Raw genomic sequence first — 24,293 nt, 5'->3', positions numbered from 1 at the left:
TGTAAAAGCGGTCAGTGTCACGGACCAACACGTGTTCACCCAAGGGCGCAGCCCCCGCCCTTGGAGTCGAATATCAAAACGTGAGACCGTATTATTTTGTCCCCACCCATGGTGCCATTATGCACACCATTTCCTCTGTGTCGGCAGTCCCAATCGGCTCTTGGTTGTAGGTTGCAAAACATATGCACAATTTAGGGTGTCTGGTTGCCGAGTCCGTTGTAGCCTAGGTAATCAGGTAGTGCTTTCCGCATTGCGCTGGGCGGTGCGGTGGTTTTACCTGATATGGGGTAATCGTGGGCGAACTTGGCGTGGCCGTAGTGATTGAAGATGACGACGACGTCCGCAATCTGCTTGACGCGGTCCTTCAGCAGGCTGGCTTCGAGGTGCACTCTGCAGCCACGGGACGTGATGGTGTTGACGTTGTGCGTCAATATCCGGTGAATGTGATCACGCTTGACGTGGGATTACCGGACATCGACGGTTTTGAGGTTCTTCGCAGAATCCGGCAATTCAGTGACGCGTACGTTGTCATGCTCACGGGCAGAGACGAGGAACTGGACACAATCACGGCGCTTCAGGGCGGCGCGGACGACTACATCACCAAGCCGTTCAGGCCCCGTGAGTTGCGGGCCCGCATCTCGGCCATGATGCGCCGGCCGCGGCACGGATCGGCGGGCGACGATGATGCTCCGGCCTTGTCGTCCGGTGGCAGCGGCGCCGGCGGTGGCGCTACAACCGTCCGCCGAAGCAAGGTGCTGCAGCATAATGGCCTGTCGCTCGACATGGAGACGCGGACTGTTTCCCTTCGCGGCACGCCGCTGGCGTTGACCCGCAGCGAGTTTGACCTGCTACAGGAGCTGCTGAAGGGAACAGGGGCCGTGCGCACACGGGCCGACCTGGTCAGGGTTGTCCGCGGGGAATATTACGGTGAGGACACATACATCAGCGAGGCCGACGAGCGGGCCGTCGAGGTCCACATAGGAAACCTTCGCCGGAAGCTCCGTGAGGATCCCCAGGAACCACGCTGGCTCGTGACGGTACGCGGTGTGGGATACCGGTTGGCGCCGAAGCGGGCGGAGTAGCGCTGCCTGTGTCCGGCTGCTTCGGCGGCAGCCGGGCTAGCGTCCTCTGAGATAAGCTCGCTTCAGCGCGGTGACGGTCTGCACGCCTGTCTGCGCCACCACCGGCAAGAGCATCCTCAGCGCGGGAAGGTCACCGGCCCTGATGAGGCGCTCCGATTCCACGGCCAGGCTGGCGAGACGCGACCCGCCCACCATGAACGCGGAATTCTTCAGGCTCAGGACCGCATCCATGGCGAGTTCCGGATCATTGTCCGCGACCGAACGCTCCAGATATGCCAGCCGCTTCGCCCAGATGCCGATGTAGTCCTTGGCGAACGCGCGGGCCGCGCCGCTGCCGCCCATGTCCTCTTCGAGTTCGCGAAGAACAGTGAGATCCAGGATTGGGATCCCCTCAGCCTGTTCCGATTCGTCCTGCGCGGCAGCCCCGGGACCAGGCAGGCAAACGCCGTTGGCGCCGCCGTCGCTTGTGCTGGACCCTGAACTAGACATGAGTTAAGGCTACTTTCTGACCTTGGGAAAAACCTGATCCGACTTGGATCCTGTGGAAACCCTGTGCGTTCCTTGTGGTGCGTGGATTAGATGCGGCATTCCGACCCTACTGCCCGCTGAAAGTTTCGATGGTGTTGATGACGGCCGGTCCCAGGATGGCAATGAACAGGACCGGGAAAATGAAGAACAGCAACGGAAAGAGGATCATGACGGGCAGCTTCATGGCCTTCTCTTCGGCCCGCTGGCGCCGCTTCACACGCATCACCTTGGCCTGTACCCGGAGGACACGGCTGATGGCGATACCGTACGTGTCGGCCTGGACCACCGCCTGGACAAAGCTCCGGAGTTCGGGGATGCTGGTGCGCTCGGCCAGGGCGAGGTAGGACTCGCGGCGGCTGCGGCCCACCTGCATGTCCTGCAGCGTCCGAACCAGTTCCTCGGCCAGGGGGCCTTTCCCGTTCTCGCCCGCCCGGGCCATGGCGCCCTCGAACCCAAGGCCCGCCTCCACGGAAATCAGCATTTGGTCCAAGGTGTTGGCCAGCTCCAGCTGCATCGCCTTTTGCCGCTCCTGCCCCTTGCTGTAAAGCATCAGATCCGGAATGAAGTAGCCAAGGAACAGGACGAACAGCCCCACGAGCTTGATGATCGGCGTGGTTGCGATGGAAGCGATGTACAGCCCCAAAAGTCCGCCTAGCAGGCCCAAAGCTGGTTTGGCGGCAAGCACGCGGCCCAGCGGCAGGTTCGCCGGCCGGCCGGCGAGGGACAGCAGACGGTCGAGTTTCTGCACGTAGCCGGAGGGAGTGAGTCGGCGGCCGATCTTCTCAAGAAGGCCGGTGCTGACCTCCTTCTCCACTTCGGCCACCTCGGCGGCGCCCCTGGACAGGATCTCGCGGGCGACCGCCGGGCCTTTTTTGTCGGTGGAGAGCAGCGACCAGGCAAGGTAGCCGATCGGCAGGCAGATCAGGAGGAGGGAGAGGATTTTCAAAGGATTCATCATTGCCTCAGAACTTCAGGTCGATGATCTTGCGCATCCAGAGACCACCGATGGTCATCAGGATGACCGAGGCAACGATCATGATCCAGCCCAGGACGGTGGAAACCAACTTGTCCATGTATCCCGGGCTGACCACCATGAGCATGGCGACGATGCCGATGGGGAGCGCCATGAGGATGTAGGCCGAGAACTTCCCTTCCGCGGCCAAAGCCTTGATGTGGCCCTTAATCTCGTTGCGCTCGCGGATGGTCTCGTTGACCTGGTCCAGGACCTCCGCCAGGTTGCCGCCCACCTCACGGTTGATCTGGATGGCTTGGGAAATCCAGACGAAGTCCTCGTTCTGCATCCGTTCAGCAGTGTCGTTGAGCGAAGTCAGCAGGTCCCGGCCGAGGCTCGTCTCCGACACGACCCGGCGCATTTCCTCAGAACTTGGCGCCTGCGATTCATTGGCGGCGGCGTCGATGGCCCGCAGGATACTGTGTCCGGCACGGAGGCTGCCCGAGAGGAGCTGCAGGGTATCGCCCAGCTGGTCACCAAACTTTGTCCGCCTTTTGCCTGTGAGGAAACCCAGCACAAGCTTGCCTACGAAGGGCGCCGCGACCACCAGGAGAATGGCCAGCAAGGGCCCGGCAACCACGAGGCCTATCAGGGCGCCCACGAAGGAGCCGATGAGCACCAGGAGCAGGAAATCTGCCTGGGTCAGGCGCAGGCCCGCGTTTTCGAGGGTTTCCCGGTTGAAGAAGCGGAAGTTCCGCTTGGCAAGGAAGCGCTCGATTCCTTGGACTGCGGACCCGGCAAACCGGGTCAGCTGCGAGTCTGGCTCCGTGCGGAAAGGCCGACGGCGGTCCAGCGGGACTGTGGGGGTGCGGGGGATCACCACTGCCACGCCTGCAAGGGCGATGGCGGCGACCACGAAAATGATTCCAAACGTCAGGACCATGGACGTCACTGCTTTCCACTGGAGGTTACGGGGGCGCCAAAGACACCTGCCGAAACGTGGATGCCCATATCTTCAAAGCGGTCGATGAACCGCGGGCGGATGCCGGTGGGGATGGGCGAACCGAGGAAGCGTCCGTGCTGGTCCACGCCCGCCGAATAGTCGAACACGAAGGCGTCCTGGAGGGTGACGATGTCGCCTTCCATTCCCTGGACCTCGGTGACGTGCGTGATGCGCCGGGTTCCGTCACGGAGCCGGGAAATCTGGATGATCAGGTTGACGGCGGAGGCGATCTGCTCGCGGATGGCGCGCAGCGGCAGATCCATTCCGGCCATCAGAACGAGCGTTTCGAGGCGTGCGACGGCGTCGCGGGGCGAGTTGGAGTGGACGGTGGACAGTGAGCCGTCGTGGCCGGTGTTCATGGCCTGGAGCATGTCCAGTGATTCCCCGCCACGGACTTCGCCCACTACGATGCGGTCCGGGCGCATACGCAGCGAGTTCCGGAGCAGTTCGCGGATAGTAACCTCGCCCTTGCCCTCGGTGTTCGGCGGCCGGCTTTCCAGCCGGACGACGTGCTCCTGCTGGATCTGGAGCTCCACGGCATCTTCGATGGTCACGATGCGCTCGTTGGCCGGAAGGAACGAGGACAGGACGTTGAGAAGCGTGGTCTTGCCGGTGCCGGTACCGCCGGAGACGATGATGTTCAGCTTGGCCTTGACGCAGGCGTTGAGCAGTTCCGCCATTTCCGGGGTGAGCGTTCCGAAGTCGATGAGGTTCTGGACCGTGAGGGGCACCTTGCTGAACTTACGGATGGTCAGCGAGGAACCGCCCACGGCCAACGGCGGAATCACGGCGTTCACACGGGAGCCGTCCTCCAGGCGCGCGTCAACGAGGGGAGAGGATTCGTCGATGCGGCGTCCCACCTTGGAGACGATGCGTTCGATGACTTTGCGGAGGTGCTGCTCCGAGCTGAATCTGGAATCGGTCAGCGTCAGCTGGCCTTTGCGCTCCACATAGATCTGGTCCATCCGGTTCACCATGATTTCGGTGACGGCGGGATCGTCCAGCAGCCGCTGCAGGGGACCGTAGCCGAGCACGTCGTCGGCCACGTCGCGCACCAGGCGGGAGCGTTCGTCCGCGGTCAGGGGAACCTGTTCCGCGTCGATGATGCGGATGAGCTCCTCCCTGGCCGTGCTGCGCAGTTCGTTCTCCGTGATGGAGGAGTCGTTGAACCTGGCTCCCATCCGTTCGAAGAGGGCGGTTGCAGCACGCTGCTTGAGCGCCGCAAAGGCGTCCACCGGCTGCTGGGCCTTGGGCTTGAACACTTCCTGCTGCGCCCCAGGCGGCTGCGAAGGTTTCGCCCCTGGCTCCTGCTTGGTGGATTTTGGGCGGGCAGGGTCACGGCGAACCGCCGGCGCAGTCGTCGAACCCTGTGCCGTCGCACCTTCCGCTCCGCTCCGTGTGGGCGTCGGCTGGGGCACAGTTGTGGCAGCGGCGGGGGCCGGGTCGGCAGGGGAGGCCGCAGTGGCAGTCGCCATTGCCTTGACGGGTGCCTTGGCCGGTGCGGCTGCGGGCTCCTGAGACTTTTGCTGGGCCCGCTGGATCCGTTCGGACAGCTTCATCTAGACCACCACCCGTCGGTGGGTTCGCCGCTGGCCCTTCGCTTGCCCATTGGGGCTGAAGCGCTCCACAAGCTGATTGAGTCCTTTGACTGCGGGATCCCGTTTGGATTCCTGCAGTACCGGAATGCCTCGGTTGGTAGAGAATGCGATGGCGCGGGACCGGGGAACGCTGACGTCCACGGGTGCGCCGATAGTGGATTCGACGTCCTGGACCGAGAGTCCGCATTTGGCGTCGGCCATGTTCAGGACCACATGCCTTCCTTCGGGCAGAATGTCGAGCTTGCGGAGAACTTCTAGCCCGGAGCGGAGGCCGCGGACACTGGGAATGTCCATGGCGCTGACCCAGACCACGTCGGTGCAGGCTTCCATGGCAGCCAGTCCTATCTCCGGCAAGCCCGGGGCAGTGTCTACAACGACATATTGGAATTCTTCCGCCAGCTGTTCCAGCAGGCGGGTGACCTGTTCAGGCGCGATGTCGTCGGCGTCGACCGGGTTGTCAGGCGCGCACACAGCGTAGATGCTCGAGGGGTGAACCGTGAGGAACGCTTTGAGCACCAGGGTGTCTTCACTGGCAGCGGGGGAGACGGCGTCCGTAACCGTATGCTCTGGGTTGAGGTAGAGGCCGGACGCGACGTCGCCAAACTCCAGGTCAAGGTCAACCACGACTACGCTCATGGGCGCCACCTTGCCAAGGCCTACAGCGAGGTTGGTTGCGATGGTGGTCTTGCCCACGCCACCCTTGGGTGAGAAGACGCCGATCACTCTTCCCTTGCTTTCAGCCTGCCTGGGCTGTTCCGGCCGGTGACGAGTGGCGAAGGACTGGCAGGCGCGCTCTAGCAGGACCCGCATGTGTGCCGGATCGGCGGAGGGGCTGAGGATATCCCGGATGCCGGCGCGCATGGCCTGCAGGAGGAGTTCCGGATCAGGTTCGCTCACCAGGAGTACCGTAAGATCCGGCACTTGGACGTCCAGCACGGTGGCCAGGCGCAGCGCATCGTCTATGGGCACGTCCGGGCCGAGGATGAGGACCTCCGGCCGCTCCTGGTTGAGCTGGGCGAACAGGTCGTAGGGACCGGCGGGCAGGACATTCGTGAAGAACGTCTGCACGCCGCCCTGAAGTCCGCCCTCCACGGCCTGCCGCAGGCGGCTGTCGAAGTCCGCGCTCGGCGTGATCAGGACGAAGCGGCTCACTTGTAGACCTCGCTCCGCTGAATGATCCGGGGACCGCTGTCCTTGGCGTTCGCGGGCTCCTTGCTGAGCCAGATATCTGCATACTCCGCGGCAAAAACGATCTTTGCAGCGTCGGCGTCGCTGACGGCGACGGTGAGCATTAGGGAGCCCGTTGGGAGGGTGGTGTCCTGCGGATTGCCGGCGTTCGGGTCGGCGCTCGCTGTGGGTGCCGGCGCGGCAGTCGCGGCAGGCTCCGGGGCGCGCTGCACGGCTGTGACGAGGGCCTTGCGGACGGTCAGCTTGGTGGTTTCAACGTCGAGCTTGTCTTCAATGGCGCCCTTTTCAAGGTTGACGAAGACGCCCACACGGTCGCCGGGAGCCAGCCTGCCGCCGACGACGCGGACCGGCTCGAGCTGGAAGGAGACTTCCTGCAGGCCTGCGGGGACTTCTACCGATCCCTGCGTCTTCAGTTCTTCGGGCTCGACCAGGCGTTCGGTCACGAGCTGTTCGCCGGGAACAAGATCGACGGCGGCGACCTTGCCCTTGGATCCGTCAAAGGACTTGAGGGAGGAGCCAGTGACGGCCGCGGCAGGAAGCTGTTCGGTGGTTACAGAGGCAGTCATGGATTCCACCGGAGTGCCGGCGGGAATCGCGGTCTTCACGACCAGGACCGCCACGGGCTCGAGGTTCTGGACGGCACGCTGGTCCGCGCCTTGGGCGTAGGAAATGACCAACATCGCGCCGACGATGGCGAGGACCACTGCTGCCGCTCCTGCCAACAACCGAGACTTCACGATCTGCTCCTGAGGGTTTTTGATTCACTGAAATGCTTAGGTTTAGCTGGTGAGTTCGACGACCGTGGCGCCGTACGGGCTGACGGGTCCCAGCTTGTAGCCGTCAGCGAGGGAGACGTACTTGACGAACTTTCCGATGATGCCGCGGCAGCTCCCTTTGCACTGCAGGTCCTTATCGGCAGACGAGGCGTTGTTGTAGACCATCGGGAGCTTGTCCGCGCCGCTGAATGCCCATCCCTGCACACTGAATGAGGCGAAGGCCAGCAAGTCGTAGGAGGCCCCGGAGCCGGTTCCGCTGACGTCCTCGTAAACTGGCAGCAAGACAGTAACGGGTCTGCCGGCACCAAGTTCCGCAGCCCACTTGTTGAGGACCGCATCACAGTTCGAGGGGCCGTCGTTGCCGGTGTCGCTGCCACTCTGGTTGATGGCCAAGTTTACAAGGCCGCCACATTGGCCGGTGCTCTGAACGATCCAGGCAAAGCCACCGGGGACAGTCTTTCCGGCAGGCCCCAGCCCACAGTCCGCGTTGGCATTAGAGGTGTGGTTCTGCAGCAACTGCGTCGCACCGTCCACCATGCCCGAAACCTGGCACACCGAAAATGCGAGCGGGAAAGGCGTAGTGCCCTCAAGAGGGCTTCCCCAGTGCACGCTCGAAGCGGCTGAAACTTCGGCACTGGGGATTCCAAGGACGCCAGCGAAGAAGAGGGAGACACTGTTTGCGGTGCTGCCGGCTTCTTTTGCCCCTGTTGTCACCACAACCGTGCGATTGGACTTATCGAGGGAGATGGACTTCACGTTGCTTAAACCATCGACCGCATTGTTATTGGCCAGGTCGGCTGCCCTGGGAGCCGTTGCGGAGCAGTTCTCGTCAGCCAGGTTCTTAGCACATTTGTGTGCCACCATCAGGGCAACCGAATCTGAACCGTTCTGCAGCTGTGCGCGTTCGGAGTAGAGCTTTGCAACATCAATGGAGATCGCTGCGAAGCCGAGCATTACAACCATCGCGAGTGCGACAATAACGGCGATTCCGCCGCGCTCACTGTCAGCAGATGCTGCTAGCCGCCACACAGCATTGTTCCTTTTCCAGTCATGCCAAATGGACCAGCAATACCGGTCATCGTGCTGAGCGAGTAGTTGATGGTCACGGTCACTTGGCGTCCCGGCGCACATGACGTCGGAGCCGGCGTTGTTGGTGGGACGGTCTGGAACGCAATAGTCACGTCCGAATTTCTTAGCCTCGGGCTCAGCGTGTCAGCGCCATTCGTGGTCGCTGCCAGCGCAGCCGTTTGGTTGTTATCGATAGCCATTACGCGAACGCCCTCGCGGGCGGCATTCGTCAGTGACACTTGGACGTTGTAGGCCCGGCCGAATTCCATGATGCCGAGGAGGATCATGATCAGGACGGGCGCAAGAATTGCGAACTCAACGGCCACCGCGCCGCGTTCCGTAGCCCTGGTCATGCCGCTGCTTTCCGCCGAATGCTATCCGGATACTATGTCTTCCCAGAGTGGTGACGGTCAGAGACCGCCACCACTCTTGGATCTCAAATGAAGGCTAGGGACCCGCGGGCACTGCGCAGGTTGCAGCTGCGCCGGCGGCGCCCGGCGTGTAAACCTTGCCGCCGCCCTGAAGGTCGCAGGCGACCTTTCCGAACATGTCGGTCAATGTCCCGCCGAGCAGAGTCACAGCGATGATGATGACGACGGCGATGAGGGCGACCATGATGCCGTATTCAACAGCGGTGGCACCTTTCTCGTCGCGGTGGAGGCGGGCGGAGAGGTTGGTGTAAAGAGCAAGCATTTTGTACTCCTGAGCGAGTGTTGGGAAGCTGGTCCGTCACCAGCTCTGTAAATAGAATGCGGCGCGATTTCCCCTAGGGGGAGGGATCTTGCAGCATCCTGTGCCAAGCCTTCTCAAGCTGCGCATATCCTGCGTTTTTCCTGCGCTTACTCTGTTATTGGTCCTCTTCGTAATTGCCTCAGCACGCAAAAGGACCCCCTCGGTGCTGGGATCCGAGGGGGTCCGGTCTTTTGGGCGCCGGCGGGGGCGCGCGATTATTTGGCAGCCTGCTGAAGGGGAAGCTGCTAAGGGATGCCGAGGGCTGTCTTTATGCCATTTACGAGACCCATGTAGGCGACGTCGATGGCTGTACCGAGTGCGCCCACTCCGGCGACTAGCACAATGGCGATAAAACCGACGAGAAGGCTGTATTCGGTTGCCGTTGCACCCTCTTCCTGCGTGCGAAAACGTTGAAGAGAACTCCAGCCGTGAGGCAAAACTTGTGGCGGATGTTTCATTGCCCCTCCTAGGAGAATGCAGCGACGATGTTCATGACTGCAGGACCGAGCAGGATGATGAACAGTGATGGGAAAATGAAGAAAATGAGTGGGAAAAGAATCTTCACGGGGATCTTCATCGCATGTTCCTCCGCACGCTGGCGACGCTTCATGCGCATTTCCTTCGCTTGGATTTTGAGCACTTTTGCAATGGCGATGCCGTAAGCATCTGCCTGGACGATGGAGCGTATGAAGCTACGAAGGTCGGGTACGTCAGCCCGTTCAGACATTGACAGATAGGCCTCCTTTCGCGAGCGCCCTACCTGCAAGTCCTGGAGCGTGCGAATGAACTCGTCAGCCAGGGGGCCAGAACCGCTCTGGGCTGCGCGGGCCATTGCGGCCTCGAAGCCTAGTCCGGCCTGAACCGAGATAAGCATTTGATCCAGGGTGTTCGGCAATTCTTGTTGGATCGATTTCCTCCGCTTCTCGGCGTTAGTCCGCAGCAGCAAGTCCGGCGCGAAATAGCCAAAGGCAATGGCCGCAATCATGATCGCCACGCGCACAGGAGACGGTGAGGCGAGGAAATTGAGAAGCCCAAGGATTCCTGCGCCAAGTCCTAGCAAAGGCTTGACGGCCAGAAGCCGCTCAAGAGGCCACTCCTTGGGACGGCCGACGCCGGCCAGTTGCTTGTCCAGCCAGGCCTCGTAGCTGCCGGGTGTGATCCGGCGGGCGAATCCGTTGAACTTTGCTGCGAAGTTCTCGTTGCTAGTTTCCCGTGCCCGTTGCCCGAGGTTGGCTTGGATATTGCGGATAGCCACACGATCCGTTCCGAAGGCCAACCACACCAGAAACGAGATGGGAAGAACAATGGCGAGCATTGCGCCAAGTGCTATGGGTGACATTTCGCCCTCCTAATACTTCGGCTTGATAAGACGGCTGACCCAGAATCCGCCAGCTGTCAACATCACACCGGCCGCGCCCAGCATAAGAAATCCTGGAACCGTGGTCGTAAATGTCTTGGCGTACTGGGCATTGATCATGATCAGAGCGAAGAAGAGCACAACAGGAAGTCCCATAAGGACGACCGCCGACATTTTCCCCTCTGCACTAAGTGCCTTCACTTGCCTGTGAATCTGATTGCGGTCGCGGATGGTTTCGCCGACGTGATCCAGCACCTCGGCCAGATCCCCGCCGACTTCCCGGTGGATTTCTATGGCTTGAGAAATCCAGGCGAAGTCCTCGCTGCCGGTTCGCCGGGAGACATCCGTCATGGATTCCCCAAGGTCCCGCCCGATCCTTGTCTCATTGATGATCCGGCTGAGTTCCTCGGACATCGGGGCATCAGACTCCTGCGCTGAGGCATCGATGGCCCGCAAGAGGCTGTGCCCGGCGCGCATGCTTCCGGTCAGCATCTGGAGAGTGTCAGGAAGTTGTTCTCCGAATTTGCTTCTCCGTTTGGAGGTCAGCAGGGATAAGTACCCCAGCATCCCTGCCGGGACCGCCGCGACCAGAAGTATTGCAATGAGGAATCCGCCAAGTAGGAATCCGACTACCGAGCCGACAAACGCCCCAGCGCCCATCATCAGCAGGAAGTTGGCAGGCTGGGTTTTTAGGCCTGCCCCTTCCAGCTTTTCGCGGTCCACCAGGAAGCCACTTCGGGCCTTGAGGCCCCTGTTGATCGCACCGACCGCGGAATCCGTGAGCCTCGTCAATCCCGACGGCGTCACAGCAACATCCGGGCGCCGCCGGGAAACGGGTATGACGTTCTTGGATTTGAAGACAACGGCAAACAAGATAATGACGGCCGTGAAGACTAACAGGATTCCAGCCACGAAGAGGCTGGCCGGGACTTCTGGAGCCTCCATCACCGGCCCCTGCCTGCCTGGGCGCCGAACACTGCGGGAGAAATCTGGATCCCAAGTTCAGCGAATCTGTCGGTGAACCGCGGCCTCACGCCCGTCGGAATTGGCTGGCCGAGGAAGCGCCCGTTGGCATCGATGCCGGCTGAGTAGTCAAAGACAAATGCATCCTGCAGAGTCACAATATCGCCCTCCATCCCTTGCACTTCGGTGACATGCGTGACCCGGCGGGACCCATCCCGGAGCCTCGAAATGTGAACGATCAAGTTCACGGCAGATGCGATCTGTTCACGGATGGCACGCAGGGGAAGGTCCATGCCGGCCATCAACACCAAGGTCTCCAGACGGGCCACGGCGTCTCGGGGTGAGTTTGCGTGGACGGTTGAAATCGAACCGTCGTGGCCCGTGTTCATTGCTTGGAGCATGTCCAAAGACTCACCACCGCGGACTTCACCAACAACGATCCGATCAGGGCGCATGCGCAGGGAGTTGCGGACCAGGTCGCGTATTGAGACCTCGCCCTTACCCTCGATGTTGGCAGGGCGGCTTTCCAACCGGACAACGTGGTCCTGTTGAAGCTGCAGTTCTACGGCATCTTCGATCGTCACGATGCGGTCAGTGGCAGGGATGAAGGATGACAACACATTTAGCATCGTGGTCTTACCGGTGCCGGTGCCACCGGAGACGATGATGTTCAACTTGGCCGAAACACACGCTTTGAGCAGTTCAGCCATCTCGGGCGACAGACTCCCGAACCCAACCAGTTTCTCGACGGTGAGTGCTTCCCGTGCGAATTTTCGGATGGTTAGCGAGGCACCGTTGACAGCGAGCGGCGGGATTATGGCATTGACACGGGAACCATCCGACAAGCGAGCGTCGACCAATGGCGAGGATTCGTCGATTCGCCGTCCGATGCGAGTGACGATGCGTTCAATAACTTTACGGAGTGCGTCTTCGCTGGCGAACTTGGTATCGGTCATAAACAACTTGCCGTGGCGCTCAATGTAGATTTGGTCTGCACGATTGACCATGATTTCCGTGACGCTTGGATCGTCGAGATACCGTTGCAACGGTCCGTGGCCCAAGACGTCGTCGATGATCTCCCGGGTCAGCCGCTGCCGCTCACCGGTCGAAAGTGGAACCTGTTCTTCATCGACTACAGCCTTCAGTTCGTCCTTCACAAACTGATGGAGCTCGGATTCTTCCATTGACGAGTCGGTGATCCGAGACCCCAAGCGCTCATAGAGTGCCTGGCTGGCGCGCTCTTTGAGGGCCGAGAGTGCCTCGCTCGCATTTCCTGCGCTGACCTGGAGGCTGACCGGCGCTGACGCCTGCTCGGCTGCCTGGGCTTGCTGGATAGAGCTCAGGGTCGAGGGAGGGGCTGGCGACACCGTCGGCGTACTGACTTCGAATACCTCGGCGTCGTCTGCGCGCAACTTCGCAAATCGGTTTGAAAGATTCATGACACTACCACCCTTCGATGCAGCTTCTTATGGGGACGTGCTTCCCAGCTGGGTTTGAACCGCTCGACGAGCTGACGAAGACCCTTTGCTACTCCATCCCGGCTTCCGTCCTGCAGCAGGGGGACGCCCTTGTTGGTTGAGAACGGAACTGTCCGTGATCGGGAGAGAACGATGTCCACCGGGGCACCGATTGTCGCCTCTATGTCCTGAACTGTCAGTCCGGTCTTGCGGTCGGCCATGTTCAGCACCACGTGCCGGTTGTCAGGGAGCAGGTCGAGCTCTGAGAGGATCTGGAAACCCGTGCGCATACCGCGAATGCTGGGTATGTCCATGCCGCATACCCAAACTGCATCCGTTGCCTGCTCAAGAGTCGCCAGGACATGCTCGCCGAGACCCGGCGCAGTGTCCACAACCACGTATTGGAACTCCGAACGCAGCTGGCGCAGCAGGTGGCTGATGTGTTCGCCGGTGATCTTGTCCATGTCGATAGGGTTTCGTGGCGCACAGAGCGCGTAAATGCTTCCTGGATGAACGGACAAGTAGGTTTTCAAGACCATTGCGTCCTGGCTCGCTGCACCCACGACCGCGTCCGTAATGGTGAACTCCGGGTCGAGCATAAGACCGCTGGCGACATCGCCAAACTGAAGGTCGAGGTCAACGATGACAACGCTCATCGGCGCGATTTGACCTAGTCCGATCGCCAGGTTACTGGCAATCGTGGTCTTGCCCACGCCTCCTTTGGGGGACATAACGGCGACGATTCGGCCGCCTTCGGCATTCGGACCTTCCGATGCCGTCGGTGCCAACCCCCGTCGTCGGCCGGCTGCCGAGAGGCTGGCCCTCTCCACCATAGCCCGCACGGCATCAGAGTCGGATGACGGCGAGATGATGTCTCGGATACCCGAGCGCATTGCATTTAGAGCCGTCTCGCCGTCGTCTTCGGCGGTCAGAATGATGCTGATTTCTGGATACTGAAGGTCCAGCACTGCCGCGAACTTTAATGCCTCATCGAGGGGAAGGCCGGGTCCCAGGATAAGGACCTCGGGTGATTCGCCTGTTTGTTGCCTCAGGATGTCCTCAGGAGCTTCTGGTAGGTAGGCCGCCTGGTACCACTGCAGGGAGCCGCGGAGCGGGGCGATGGATGCGCGGACCCGCCGTTCGTAGTCAGCAGAGGGGGAGATAAGGATGAAGCGGCTCATCGGAATACCCTTGTCTGATTGACGACTCCCTTAGTGCCCTCAGTGGCGTTGGCCGGCTCCTTTGAGAGGTAGATTTTCCCAAACTCGGCAGCGTAGACCAACTTTTCAGCGTCAACGGCATTCCTCGCGAAGGTGATCAGATAAGAATCGCTGGATTCCTGCTTGCGGTCGCTCTCTCCATTCAGCGCGCCTTGAGAGCTTGCTTGTGTCGCCTCTGCCTGTGTTTGAGCCGGAGCTCCGGAGCTGAATTGAACGGCTGTGACGAGCACTTTGTGGAACGTCAGTTGCGTCCCGTTTCCACTGGCCGCGGCAGCGCCCTCTTCAGTCGTGGCGGCGTCGCCGTTCCCTAGCGAGATAAACACGCCAACCGTGTCGCCCGCCTGGATATGGCCGCCGACGACGCGGTCGATGCCGAGCCGTACCGTAATCTCCTGCAGACCAGCTGGGACATTGACACGGGATGGCCCGAGGAATGCGCCGGCGTCAACGAGGCGACTGTTCAGCAGTTGCTCTCCCGGGACAAGTGCCACCGCAGTTACCTTTGACCCCAGGGTACCAAGGTCATCAACCCTGTCTATGGCCACAGCCGTGCGTGGAACGGCTTTGGTGACCACGTACTGACTAAGCTGGCTCCCGGGCGTACCGGCTGGCACTTCTTGCTTGACCACGAATACGTCTTCTGTTTCGGTGTTGGCGAGGGCGCGTCGATCAGCGCCCTGTACGTAATTGAATAGAAGGACGGTGCCAACGATTGCTACAACCAATGCGGCGATGCCTCCCAGTAGGCGTGCTTTCATTTTTTCCCCTTAGATGGAACTACTTGATGAGTCGGATTTCCGATGTGCCCAGGTTCACGGCGCCGGGATAGATGCTTCCGGAGCCAATGGCGGTGTACTTGACGAACTGCCCGATGACGCAGCGGTCCTGACCTCCGCTACAGGCGAGATGACTCGTCATACCGGGGTCGGTGCTTGTGTTGCGGAACTCGTACTGGTGGTTATTGCCGAATTTCCAGCCCCAGATTTTGAATGTGGCGTAGCCGATGATGTGGAACGTTCCTGTATTGCCGGTACCCGTTGCCGTATCGAAGACTGGAAATTGGACTTTGACTTCGCCACTTGCCAGCAACGTAGCCTTCCAGGCGTCAAGGACGTCCGAACATCCGCTGGGAGGATTGTTTCCGGGATCTGAGCCCATATCGTTTGTGCCGACATTTGTATTGGCGTTGCATGGCGAACTTTCGTCAAGCCACCCCCACCCTCCTGCGATTTGCGTTCCAGAGGGCCCCGTGCATGTGCCACCTGGCTTGTAGGAGATTTTCTGGACTTGGGCCGTCTGGCTTCCTGAGGCTAGGTTGAAGCAGTTGTCCGAAAGAGCCAGCGGGAACCCCGATCCGCTTCCAGGCAGGCCGAGCCCGGCCGTCGCCTGAGCGCCCACCGTCACGGGGCCGGCATTTAGGGCATTTGCGAACAAGTTCGTCAGAAAGCTGGATGAGCCATTCTTTGTGGACGTAGTTACCGTCACCTGGCCGGTCACAGTAAGGTCGACGGCCGCGGTGCTAGCGGCGTCGTTCGCGTTGGAGTTGGCCAGGCTATCTGCTAAAGCTGAATTGCAGGTGCCTTGTTCACAACTTAGCGCCACAGCGAGGGCCCCAGCGTCGGCGCCGTTCTGTAGCTGAGCACGCTCGGCATAGATCTGCCCGACGTCCACAGCAAGTGCGCCGGCACCGATAAGGACCAGCATCATCACGGCGACCATGACACCCGCTGCTCCGCTTTCGCCAGAGTCGGTGGATTTGATCCGATTGATCAGCCGCCGCATTGCATGGCTCCTTTGCCCTTGAGAATTAGAGAGGATCCGAAGAATCCAGTCAGAGGTGCGCCGGTGTAGGTCACGGTCACGACGGCATTTGGAGTCGGTGTTGCCGTGGGACATGTTGCGGCGGAGTAGTCGAAAGTGAGAAGGCTGCTATTGATTGAAGGCGCCCCTGCCTTGCCGGCGGCAGTGGCCTTTGCCGAGTCTTTTGTGATAGCCATCGTCCGGGCTGCTTCGCGGGATGCCTGAGTCACAGAAACCTGGACGTTGTATGCGTTCGAGAACTCGACAACCGCGATAATCAGGGCGATGAGTATCGGGGCAACGAGCGCGAATTCGACGGCGACAGCACCTCGTTCGCCGTTCTCGGAAGTTCTCTGGCTGCGTTTCAAAGGGTCCCCCTGGACAGTTGCAGCTTGAAAATAGATGTAGTGTGCCGCGCCCGCCTAGACGGACGCGGCACACCGTGGAAACGCGGAACTTACCAGCCGCCGACCGTACCGGCCAGGTTGCTGAAGAAGGTGTTCAGGTTTGTTCCAAAGAGTCCCACGCCAGCGACAATGATGAGTGCGATGAGACCGACGAGAAGCGAGTATTCCGTCGCAGTTGCGCCCTTTTCCGACGACAACCGGTCCTTAACTCCCGCAACGAAAGCAAGAACGGAGACCATAAGAGTAGTCATTGTATTTTCCTTTAATTCGATGGAATATTTTCTTCGAATTCCGGGGCCCCCCAATCCGAAAGGTCCGGAGCTTCGATAGAAAAAGAATTGCATCGAGAAGGAAAAGCAACAATGCGTAGTCATACCCGACTTTCCCGGGGGAATCACAAGTAAGCCCCCCAAGGCAGTACTCAGTCGGAAAATCCCAAGGTGAGAAACTACTTGGTTTGATAAGCCTGGCTGGCGTTTATTTCCTGAGAATCAGGCAGCAGGAGAGCGTATGCAGCTCGTCAGGACGTGAGCAGAACTATCCCGAGTGTTGCTGCCAGCATGGCTGGTCCGAAGGCCACTTCGGCCTGTTTTTCGGCGCGCTTAAAAGAAATCAAAACGACGGAGAAAATACCGCCCAGCACAAAGCCCAGGGCACCGCCATAGAACAGCTGGCCCCAGCCTAGGTAGCCCAGGTACAGGCCCACGGGGGCGGCGAGCTTTACGTCTCCCATCCCGATGCCGCGGGGAGAAATAATGGCCAAGATCAGGTAGACCACGAACAATATGGCGGCTCCGGCGGCTGCGCGGAGCAGGTGGGACCAGCCTGCGGAGGCCGAGCTGCCGGCCGCGAACAGCGCCAGCCCGACAATGAACAGGGTCAGCACGAGGGGATTGGGCAGCAGGTGGTGGGCGAGGTCTATCCGCGCCAGTTGCACCCCGAGCACCGCCAGAGCCAGGAACGCTGGCAGTGACCAGTCCATGCCCAGCCGCAGGGCCAAAGTGGCGCAGAGGGCTCCGGTGAGGGCCGCCGTCGTAATTCTTGACCGGACGGAAGGCAGGCCGCCGATGCGGGGGAGGAAGCGGGCAATGAGCCGTTCAGCCAGTACACCAAGGACCGTGCCGAGCAAGCCGATGGCGACGACGAATGCGGGTCCGCCGCCGGCGGCCACACCTACAATGGACACGAAGACTCCCTGGCTGGATCGGCCCGGCGCCGCCGCGGGCATCCCAGCCCCCGCCACCGGATACCCCATTTTGACCCCGACGCCCCGTTCACGCTATTCTTGGTAGTCGTTGTGCGTGTCCTTTCTCGATGATGCGTGCCCTTGGGGATCCAGTTGCAGGATCGCTACTCAACGGGCATGTACGGGACTACTGGTTACATAGAGCCCTCACCTCTGTTCCGGTCGCGCATAGATAGTAGGCGCACCCCGCGTGACGCCTAAAACAAGAACGCCAGAACAAGAACGAGGCAAACACCGTGCGTACGTACACCCCGAAGCCCGGCGATATCAACCGCCAGTGGCACGTCATTGACGCCACCGACGTTGTCCTGGGTCGTCTTGCCAGCCAGACCGCAACACTGCTGCGCGGAAAGCACAAGCCGACCTTTGCTCCCCACATGGACATGGGCGACTTCGTCATCATCATCAACGCTGAAAAGGTTGCCCTCACCGGCGCCAAGCTGGAGCAGAAGCGCGCATACCGCCACTCCGGCTACCCGGGCGGCCTGACCTCCGTCAACTACGCGGAACTCCTGGAATCCAACCCGGTCCGCGCTGTTGAGAAGGCCATCAAGGGCATGCTCCCCAAGAACTCTCTCGCTGCACAGCAGCTGGGCAAGCTGAAGGTCTACCGCGGTGCAGAGCACCCGCACGCCGCCCAGCAGCCCAAGACTTTCGAAATCACCCAGGTCGCCCAGTAGTCCTGGCCACCAACACTTTTATCTACAAGGAGAACCGTGGCTCAGAACGATGAACTGACCACCGAAGCCGTTGAGGCTGAGGAAAACCTGACCAGCTACACCTCGGAAAGCAGCGCTGCCGAAGCCGCCGCTCCGAAGAAGGAGCGTCCGGCACTGACCGTTGCCGGCGCAGCTGTTGGCCGCCGCAAGGAAGCCGTTGCACGCGTTCGCGTTGTCCCGGGTTCCGGCAAGTGGACCATCAACGGCCGCGAGCTGGCTAACTACTTCCCGAACAAGCTGCACCAGCAGGACGTCAACGAGCCCTTCAAGATCCTCGATCTTGACGGCGCCTACGACGTCATTGCCCGCATCCACGGCGGTGGCCCCTCCGGCCAGGCCGGTGCGCTGCGCCTCGGCATCGCCCGTTCGCTGAACGAGATCGACGTCGAGAACAACCGCGCCACCCTGAAGAAGGCCGGCTACCTCACCCGTGACGCCCGCGTCATCGAGCGTAAGAAGGCCGGCCTCAAGAAGGCCCGCAAGGCTCAGCAGTACTCGAAGCGCTAATCCCGCTTCAGAAGCGCTGCCGCTTCACAGAAGCCCGTCCCGCCGTTGGTGGGGCGGGCTTCTGCCGTCCCGGCTCTGCTGTCCTACTCGGCGCTCAACCGGAACACAGTCGTAGTGCCGATCTTTTCCGGACGGAAATTACTCTGGATCCACGTCGAGATCGCTGTGACATTCGATTCGCTTGTCTGGACTTCCAGGAATGTTTCCTGCTGGACGAAATAGCAGATCTGTCCTTCAGCCACTTTGGCTTTGAAATCTTCGAGGCTCGGAGATGGATCGCTACCTGCAAAACCACCAATCGGCATTACGGGGCGGCCGGACTCCAACTGCAGACGGGCAGCCGTTTGGCTTGCATAGCTAGCAGCCGCCCAGGTACAGCCGCTTGTTCCCGCCAGCACGTCAACTACCTCGGCTTCGGGTACCCGCCCAAAAGCGACGTCGTGCGCCCACGGTGGATCATTCTTGCGCAGGGACTCCAGCAGATGGCTAATGCCCGCTGGGTTCTTGGACAATACTCCGGAGAGGGGATTGGAGCCGTTGAAGCCAACGGTGACGTTGTGAATTGACGTGATGACTGGTCCGCACAGAAGCGAGGCGCAGAGGACTACAGCAGCAGCCGCCTCTACTTTGTGGCTTGGCGGCCGGACCAGGAGTGCAGAAATTGAAGCAATTCCCGCCCCGAGGACGACTGTCGGCAGCCAGTCAGGCCATCCCAGGGTCCCTCCTAGGATCAGCCACGAGGAGAGTAGAGCCGTTAGGGCAATTGAAGCGCCAATGAGCCGAAACTTCAACGAGCTCCATGTGGCCATTAATCCGGCGAGCGAGATGGCTAGAACCAATGCAAGCGGCGGCGCCAAGGCTACGGTGTAATAGGTGTGAATCTGGTCGCCCATAAAACACAACAACAGAAACGCCGTCAGCAGCCAGAGCCCCGAGACCAAGGACAGCGCGCGTGCTGCGGGGGTTTTCAGATGCTTGTTCCAGAGGACCGCCAGCATAACCAAGGCCATGAGGGCTGCGAAGAGTAGCCAAGTTGCTTCCTGGTTGTAGTTATAGTTCAGAAGCCTGAAGAACCCCGCGTCGCTGTCAACAGGGCGGAACTCATCCGGAATTTGCCTCGCGATCGGCGCCGCTTCGGTACCGACGATCCTCTCAATGCCGTTGTAGCCGAGAGTAAGTTGCAGAACGCTGTTTGTCGGTGAGCCACCGATATAGGGGCGGTGGCCCTGTGGAATCAGCTCCGTGATTATCATCCATAGCCCGCCAGTCACGATAAGGACTGCGATTCCCACTCCCGCCGTCCTGAGGCGTCCGGACCAGCGCTGCGGGCTGAATAATAGGTAAGCGAGTCCCAAAGCTGGGACATTGAGCATGCCCTGCATTTGTTTGGTCATAAATGCCAACCCGAGAAGGGCGGCGGCGAGTACAAAGAAGCCTCCGCGCCCGCTTTGAATGCTCACTAATACGAACCAGACGGCTGCCACCATCAACAGCAGCATTAGGGGGTCAGGATTGTTGTAGCGGGACATCAGCGTGACGATTGGTGTCGTGAAGAATACGAGTGCACCGAAGAGAGCGGCGGGTCCACTGAAATGCCGCCGGAGAATCATGTAGATGAGCAACGTGGTGCAGACACCCATTATCGCCTGAGGAAGGAGCATGGCTACTGGGTTGAATCCGAATAACCGAACGGATAGGCCCATCACCCACAGACTGAGAGGAGGTTTGTCCACCGTGATGGAGTTGCCCCAATCCGAGGATCCGAAGAAAAACGCCCTTGCATCCATGCTGCCAGCTTGCACTGCGGCGCTGTAAAAGTAGTTGGCCCAGCCGTTAATGCCGATGTTGGTGAAGTTCAGCACCGCATTGGACAGCAACAGCGCTAGTAGCGCTGGGCGTTCCCAAACGCGGTGATCCGCTGGTCCCCTGAATACCCCCTGAATCGCCAAGATTGCACGCTGCTTCGTCGTGGACTTTGTGCGGGTGGCAGTGGGGGCCGCCGCGGGCACGGTCTCAGCGCCGGAGATCGTAGATTCTGACGTTATCAATGATCTGCTCCTCAAAGTTGTCGTCCACCCAGCGCGAAATCTCAAGCGTCGCTGCACTCAGCTCGTTCCTATCCAAGAGATCCTGTTGCCAAATGAAGTATCCGATTCGTCCATCAGCCACTAGCCCCTTGAACTGCGCCAGTGTCGGAGCAGGGTCCGTTCCAAGCCAGCCGCCTATAGCCATCACCGGCCGGCCAGTAGCCAATTGGTACTGGGCGGCGTTCTGAGCGGGGTATGTTGCTGCGATCCATGTAGCCTCTGCGGGTGTGGTGGTCAGGGCTGCCACCACCGCTGGACCAGGGATGTCCCCATAGGCAATTTGCCGGGCCCATTCCGGGTTGCCTCGACGTATCTCTTCGAGGTGACGCGAAATGGCGCGGGGATTACTGGAGAGGGGCCCGGAGACTGGATTTGTGCCCTTTTGCGAGCTGACCAGAGTATATGCATTTGTCGCCACAGGACTGCCGACGAGGGTGACCAACAGTAGGGCCCATAGAATGCGAACAGCAAAGGGCCGCAACTCGAGAATCCAGCCGATCGCCGCCAGGAATCCGCAAACGGGAATGCCCGCGGTCACCCACCCAGGGTATTGGTCGCTGTATTGCAGAACCCTCATGGCAACGTACGCGGAGCCTCCAACGACGGCAGCTCCAATGAGCCGAACTGCCAGGCGCTTTCTTGCCTTCCAGAGGACGGACAGCCCGAGAGGTATCAGGAGCGCCATGGGCGGTGCCAACGAGTAAGTGTAATACGTGTGGATCATGGTTCCCATAAAACTCAACAGCAGGTATGTCGAGGTGAACCAGGTGCCCGCCACAATTGTGATGACCCGCACTGAGGCCGATTTATCCAAAAGATACGGCAAGACCGCCAATACCAGGACGATCGCTCCCGCGGTGAAGAGTAGCCATGCAGCCTCGGGAGCAAAATTGCCATTAAACAGCCGAGCCAGTCCACCATCGTAGGGTGCTTCATCACCGGCGCCAGGATTTGCGGCTGTTCCGCTTGTACTCATGGGAAGCCTAATAAACCGTGCAAGGCCGTTGTAGTCCAGTGTGAGTTCGAGCATGCTGTTTGTGGCGGATCCGCCGACGTAGGGCCTGTTCTCTTTGGGTGTCAGGTCCACTACTGCCATCCACCAGCCGCCGCTGACGATCAGCGTGGCGAGGGCGCCCAGAAGCTTCACCAGGCGTGAGGCCAGGGTGCCGGCGCCGAACAAGAGCACCGCCAACACCAGGGCCGGGATGGGGAGGAAGGCCTGGATCTGTTTTGCCATGAAGGCCAAGCCAAGGGCCGTCCCTACCAGCAGGTACCAGGACCAGCGGTTGACTTCCAGCGCCCGGATAAGGAAGTACACGGCGGCGACGGTGAGCAGCCCCATGAGGGGCTCGGGGTTGTTGAACCGCGACATGAGGACCACAACGGGCGTCGTTGCGTAGATCAGGCCACCGAGCAATGCCGGGGCAGCGGGGTGGCTGCGGCGAATGATCTTGTAGATGAGCCAGGTGGTCGCTATCCCCGTGAGTGCCTGGGGCACCAGAATTGCCCATGCGTTCAGCCCGAAGAGCCGCACCGAGAGTGACATGATCCAGACGCTCAGCGGAGGTTTGTCGATCGTGATCAGGTTGCCGGCGTCGAGGGAACCGAAAAAGAATGCCTTCCAGTCCTGTGAACCGGCCTGGGCCGCTGCCGAGTAGTAGGGATTCGCCCACCCGTTGCGGTCGAGCCCCCACAGGAAGGACGCAGCAGTCACTAGGAGAAGGGCAGCCAGCCCGATCCTCTCCCATGGCAGTGGCCCGCGGGCGGCGCTTTCGACTCGATGAGCCGCAGTCCGCCTCGCCTCAGCGACGCTCAACGGACCGACTGCCCTGCAGGCCGCAGCGCAAGAACCACGGTTTGTTCATCCCGCCGGCGGACCCGGAAGACCCAGATCCGGAGCAGCACGAACCTCATTAGGGTCGCGAGGACGTTGGCCGCCGTCAGCGTGAGCAGCTCCATGCTCGCCGTGGCGTCCAGGTTGACGGAGTGAAGCACCCAAAGCGAAGACGACGTGATGCTCCATGCCAGCAGAAATACCATCAGACCTTGGACTTGCTGGGTAAACAGCTTTTCCGGCCCGCTGATCCCAAAAGTAAACCGGCGGTTGGCGGCGGTGTTGCCGACAGCCGTCAGGAGGAGGGACAGGAAGTTCGCTTGCTGTGCTCCGAATGGACCTTGGAGAACCATATAGAGCAGCGCAAATGCGAACGTTGAAACAGCGCCGACTAGGCCAAATCGCACCACCTGGCCAAAAAAGCTGGGCCGGCCCGGCGGTACGATCGGTCCCCGGCCCAACTCCGCATAAATGGCCTGGACCGGGATCGACCCCTTGACCAGGGAACCGGCCACGCGGACCATGCCCCGGATGTCGTCGAGGGCAGTCTTCCTGATGTCGACACTGCTGTCCGGGTCATCCACCCAATCCACGGGGATCTCGTGGATACGCAGCCCGGACCGCTCGGCGATAATCAGCAGTTCGGTATCAAAGAACCAGCCGTTATCTTCCACGTGCGGAAGTAATCGCTGTGCAACGTCTGTACGAATTGCCTTGAATCCGCATTGGGCATCGGAAAAGCGCACCTGCATTGTTCGGCGAAGCAAAAAATTGTAGGACCTGGAAATGAATTCGCGTTTCGGCCCGCGGCTTACGCGTGAACTCTGACCCAGCCGGGTACCAATGGAAATATCCGAGTGCCCTGAAAGTAGAGGTGCTACCAGTGGTGGAAGCGCGGCCAGATCAGTAGAGAGATCGACATCAAGGTAAGCGAGGACTTTCGCCTCCGAAGCTCCCCAGGCATCCCGGAGAGCGTACCCCCGTCCTTTTACATTCAGACGGCGGTACTCAACGTTGGGCAAATGCTCGCTGAGGCGAGCTGCAATCACCGATGTCCTGTCGGTGCTTGCATTATCCGCGATGGTTATTTTCCACGTGGAAGGCATTTCTTGCGTCAGATATTCGGCGAGCCTTGTGATGCTGCTTTCGAGTACCGCTTCTTCATTGAAAACCGGTACTACGATTTCGAGCGCCAAGCCCCCAGTGCTAGGTGTCATGCATCGAATAATATGGGCGCCGGAGGGACGGGGGCGAGGCTTTTTAGCAAAGACAGGTACAGTCCAATAAACCAAGTAGTCCGCCTGATCCGCGGAGCCGGGAGGACAGGTAGTTGTTACTCGGGTGCAACGTGACCTGCGGTCCATGTTGCGGCGAAAGGGGGATTCCAAGGAATTACGCGCGCCGTCGCGCTACAGGTCATTCGACGAGTTGAGGGGTCTAGCTGCATTCGTCGTACTCATACATCATTGCTTCCTTGGATCCCCGCAACTCTTGTCTGTGGTGGACAGCCTGGGACGGGATTGTTCGAGGCGTCGGTATGGTGGACTACCTTCACGCCCCTTCATCGAATCTGGGCCGGTCGGGAAGCGGTGTACGTTTTCTTCATCTTGACAAAGTTCGGTCTGACTCTTCCGTTTGTCGAAAAGTCTCGACTAAACTGGGCGGCGTATTTCCGAAACGTATTGTCAGGATCTATTTGCCCGACTGGGCTTCCCTAGTTTTTGCGCTTGGCGTGGCATGGGCATTTCGGCGGGTGGCGGACCCCGAAT

Annotated in this window: 25 protein-coding genes; 3 read left to right on the top strand and 22 right to left on the bottom strand. The window is 60.3% G+C overall.

Annotated features, from left to right (window positions below; genetic code table 11):
* Positions 1-293: 293 nt before the first annotated feature.
* Positions 294-1,082, top strand: a complete 789-nt coding sequence (locus tag AC5RUM_RS08955) for a response regulator transcription factor (protein ID WP_494034610.1) — start codon at positions 294-296, stop codon at positions 1,080-1,082.
* 36 nt (positions 1,083-1,118) lie between these two features.
* Here the strand turns inward: AC5RUM_RS08955 and AC5RUM_RS08950 are convergent, their stop codons facing one another.
* From AC5RUM_RS08950 to AC5RUM_RS08860, 19 genes are all read right to left on the bottom strand, one after another.
* On the bottom strand, positions 1,119-1,571 hold the full coding sequence (locus AC5RUM_RS08950; protein WP_494034609.1) for an Hpt domain-containing protein: 453 nt from the start codon (positions 1,569-1,571) through the stop codon (positions 1,119-1,121).
* A 106-nt stretch (positions 1,572-1,677) separates the two neighbouring features.
* On the bottom strand, positions 1,678-2,565 hold the full coding sequence (locus AC5RUM_RS08945) for a type II secretion system F family protein (protein WP_494034860.1): 888 nt from the start codon (positions 2,563-2,565) through the stop codon (positions 1,678-1,680).
* Positions 2,566-2,572: 7 nt separating this feature from the next.
* Complete coding sequence (locus tag AC5RUM_RS08940; RefSeq protein WP_494034608.1) at positions 2,573-3,505, bottom strand: type II secretion system F family protein; 933 nt, start codon at positions 3,503-3,505, stop codon at positions 2,573-2,575.
* Between the two features lie 5 nt (positions 3,506-3,510).
* A complete protein-coding gene (locus tag AC5RUM_RS08935) occupies positions 3,511-5,124 on the bottom strand; it encodes an ATPase, T2SS/T4P/T4SS family (protein WP_494034607.1) in 1,614 nt (537 codons plus the stop codon).
* Entirely contained in the window at positions 5,125-6,315 is a 1,191-nt protein-coding gene (locus AC5RUM_RS08930; protein ID WP_494034606.1) for a CpaE/TadZ family protein, read from the bottom strand.
* On the bottom strand, positions 6,312-7,088 hold the full coding sequence (cpaB, locus tag AC5RUM_RS08925; protein WP_494034605.1) for a Flp pilus assembly protein CpaB: 777 nt from the start codon (positions 7,086-7,088) through the stop codon (positions 6,312-6,314). Before cpaB (AC5RUM_RS08925) ends, AC5RUM_RS08930 begins: the two co-directional genes overlap by 4 nt.
* A 42-nt stretch (positions 7,089-7,130) precedes the next feature.
* Positions 7,131-8,156, bottom strand: coding sequence for a pilus assembly protein TadG-related protein (locus tag AC5RUM_RS08920; protein WP_494034604.1), 1,026 nt, complete (start codon positions 8,154-8,156; stop codon positions 7,131-7,133).
* Complete coding sequence (locus AC5RUM_RS08915) at positions 8,144-8,548, bottom strand: TadE/TadG family type IV pilus assembly protein (protein ID WP_494034603.1); 405 nt, start codon at positions 8,546-8,548, stop codon at positions 8,144-8,146. Before AC5RUM_RS08915 ends, AC5RUM_RS08920 begins: the two co-directional genes overlap by 13 nt.
* Before the next feature lie 94 nt (positions 8,549-8,642).
* On the bottom strand, positions 8,643-8,888 hold the full coding sequence (locus AC5RUM_RS08910) for a Flp family type IVb pilin (protein ID WP_494034602.1): 246 nt from the start codon (positions 8,886-8,888) through the stop codon (positions 8,643-8,645).
* A gap of 284 nt (positions 8,889-9,172) precedes the next feature.
* On the bottom strand, positions 9,173-9,385 hold the full coding sequence (locus AC5RUM_RS08905; RefSeq protein WP_494034601.1) for a Flp family type IVb pilin: 213 nt from the start codon (positions 9,383-9,385) through the stop codon (positions 9,173-9,175).
* An 8-nt stretch (positions 9,386-9,393) separates the two neighbouring features.
* Positions 9,394-10,266, bottom strand: a complete 873-nt coding sequence (locus AC5RUM_RS08900; protein ID WP_494034600.1) for a type II secretion system F family protein — start codon at positions 10,264-10,266, stop codon at positions 9,394-9,396.
* 9 nt (positions 10,267-10,275) lie between these two features.
* Positions 10,276-11,196: a type II secretion system F family protein gene (locus AC5RUM_RS08895; RefSeq protein WP_494034599.1), complete on the bottom strand. Its 921-nt coding sequence runs from the start codon at positions 11,194-11,196 to the stop codon at positions 10,276-10,278.
* 32 nt (positions 11,197-11,228) lie between these two features.
* Positions 11,229-12,686: a TadA family conjugal transfer-associated ATPase gene (locus AC5RUM_RS08890; protein WP_494034598.1), complete on the bottom strand. Its 1,458-nt coding sequence runs from the start codon at positions 12,684-12,686 to the stop codon at positions 11,229-11,231.
* Positions 12,683-13,885: a CpaE/TadZ family protein gene (locus AC5RUM_RS08885; protein WP_494034597.1), complete on the bottom strand. Its 1,203-nt coding sequence runs from the start codon at positions 13,883-13,885 to the stop codon at positions 12,683-12,685. Before AC5RUM_RS08885 ends, AC5RUM_RS08890 begins: the two co-directional genes overlap by 4 nt.
* On the bottom strand, positions 13,882-14,682 hold the full coding sequence (cpaB, locus tag AC5RUM_RS08880; RefSeq protein ID WP_494034596.1) for a Flp pilus assembly protein CpaB: 801 nt from the start codon (positions 14,680-14,682) through the stop codon (positions 13,882-13,884). Before cpaB (AC5RUM_RS08880) ends, AC5RUM_RS08885 begins: the two co-directional genes overlap by 4 nt.
* Positions 14,683-14,701: 19 nt before the next feature.
* The gene (locus AC5RUM_RS08875; protein WP_494034595.1) at positions 14,702-15,706 is read right to left on the bottom strand and encodes a TadE/TadG family type IV pilus assembly protein; all 1,005 of its coding nucleotides are present in this window, start codon (positions 15,704-15,706) and stop codon (positions 14,702-14,704) included.
* Positions 15,694-16,092, bottom strand: a complete 399-nt coding sequence (locus tag AC5RUM_RS08870) for a TadE/TadG family type IV pilus assembly protein (RefSeq protein WP_494034594.1) — start codon at positions 16,090-16,092, stop codon at positions 15,694-15,696. The genes AC5RUM_RS08875 and AC5RUM_RS08870 overlap by 13 nt, the downstream gene beginning before the upstream one ends.
* Before the next feature lie 89 nt (positions 16,093-16,181).
* A complete protein-coding gene (locus tag AC5RUM_RS08865) occupies positions 16,182-16,382 on the bottom strand; it encodes a Flp family type IVb pilin (RefSeq protein WP_494034593.1) in 201 nt (66 codons plus the stop codon).
* 269 nt (positions 16,383-16,651) lie between these two features.
* Positions 16,652-17,317: a prepilin peptidase gene (locus AC5RUM_RS08860; protein ID WP_494034592.1), complete on the bottom strand. Its 666-nt coding sequence runs from the start codon at positions 17,315-17,317 to the stop codon at positions 16,652-16,654.
* A gap of 296 nt (positions 17,318-17,613) precedes the next feature.
* Here AC5RUM_RS08860 and rplM point away from each other — a divergent pair, with 296 nt between their 5' ends.
* Both rplM and rpsI read left to right on the top strand, forming a co-directional pair.
* Entirely contained in the window at positions 17,614-18,057 is a 444-nt protein-coding gene (gene rplM / locus AC5RUM_RS08855) for a 50S ribosomal protein L13 (protein ID WP_400478972.1), read from the top strand.
* 36 nt (positions 18,058-18,093) lie between these two features.
* Positions 18,094-18,603: a 30S ribosomal protein S9 gene (gene rpsI, locus AC5RUM_RS08850; RefSeq protein WP_494034591.1), complete on the top strand. Its 510-nt coding sequence runs from the start codon at positions 18,094-18,096 to the stop codon at positions 18,601-18,603.
* Between the two features lie 83 nt (positions 18,604-18,686).
* Here the strand turns inward: rpsI and AC5RUM_RS08845 are convergent, their stop codons facing one another.
* From AC5RUM_RS08845 to AC5RUM_RS08835, 3 genes are all read right to left on the bottom strand, one after another.
* Positions 18,687-20,552: a glycosyltransferase family 39 protein gene (locus tag AC5RUM_RS08845; RefSeq protein WP_494034590.1), complete on the bottom strand. Its 1,866-nt coding sequence runs from the start codon at positions 20,550-20,552 to the stop codon at positions 18,687-18,689.
* Positions 20,553-20,616: 64 nt separating this feature from the next.
* Positions 20,617-22,404: a glycosyltransferase family 39 protein gene (locus AC5RUM_RS08840; RefSeq protein WP_494034589.1), complete on the bottom strand. Its 1,788-nt coding sequence runs from the start codon at positions 22,402-22,404 to the stop codon at positions 20,617-20,619.
* A gap of 98 nt (positions 22,405-22,502) precedes the next feature.
* Positions 22,503-23,741 carry a bifunctional glycosyltransferase family 2/GtrA family protein gene (locus tag AC5RUM_RS08835; RefSeq protein ID WP_494034588.1) on the bottom strand — a complete coding sequence of 413 codons (1,239 nt, stop codon included), beginning with the start codon at positions 23,739-23,741 and terminating at the stop codon, positions 22,503-22,505.
* Between the last annotated feature and the right edge of the window lie 552 nt (positions 23,742-24,293).

The sequence above is a fragment of the Arthrobacter sp. B2060 genome (genome assembly GCF_059090445.1).
Note: the sequence above shows the minus strand (reverse complement) of the source record. Positions and strands in the feature narration are given on the sequence as shown.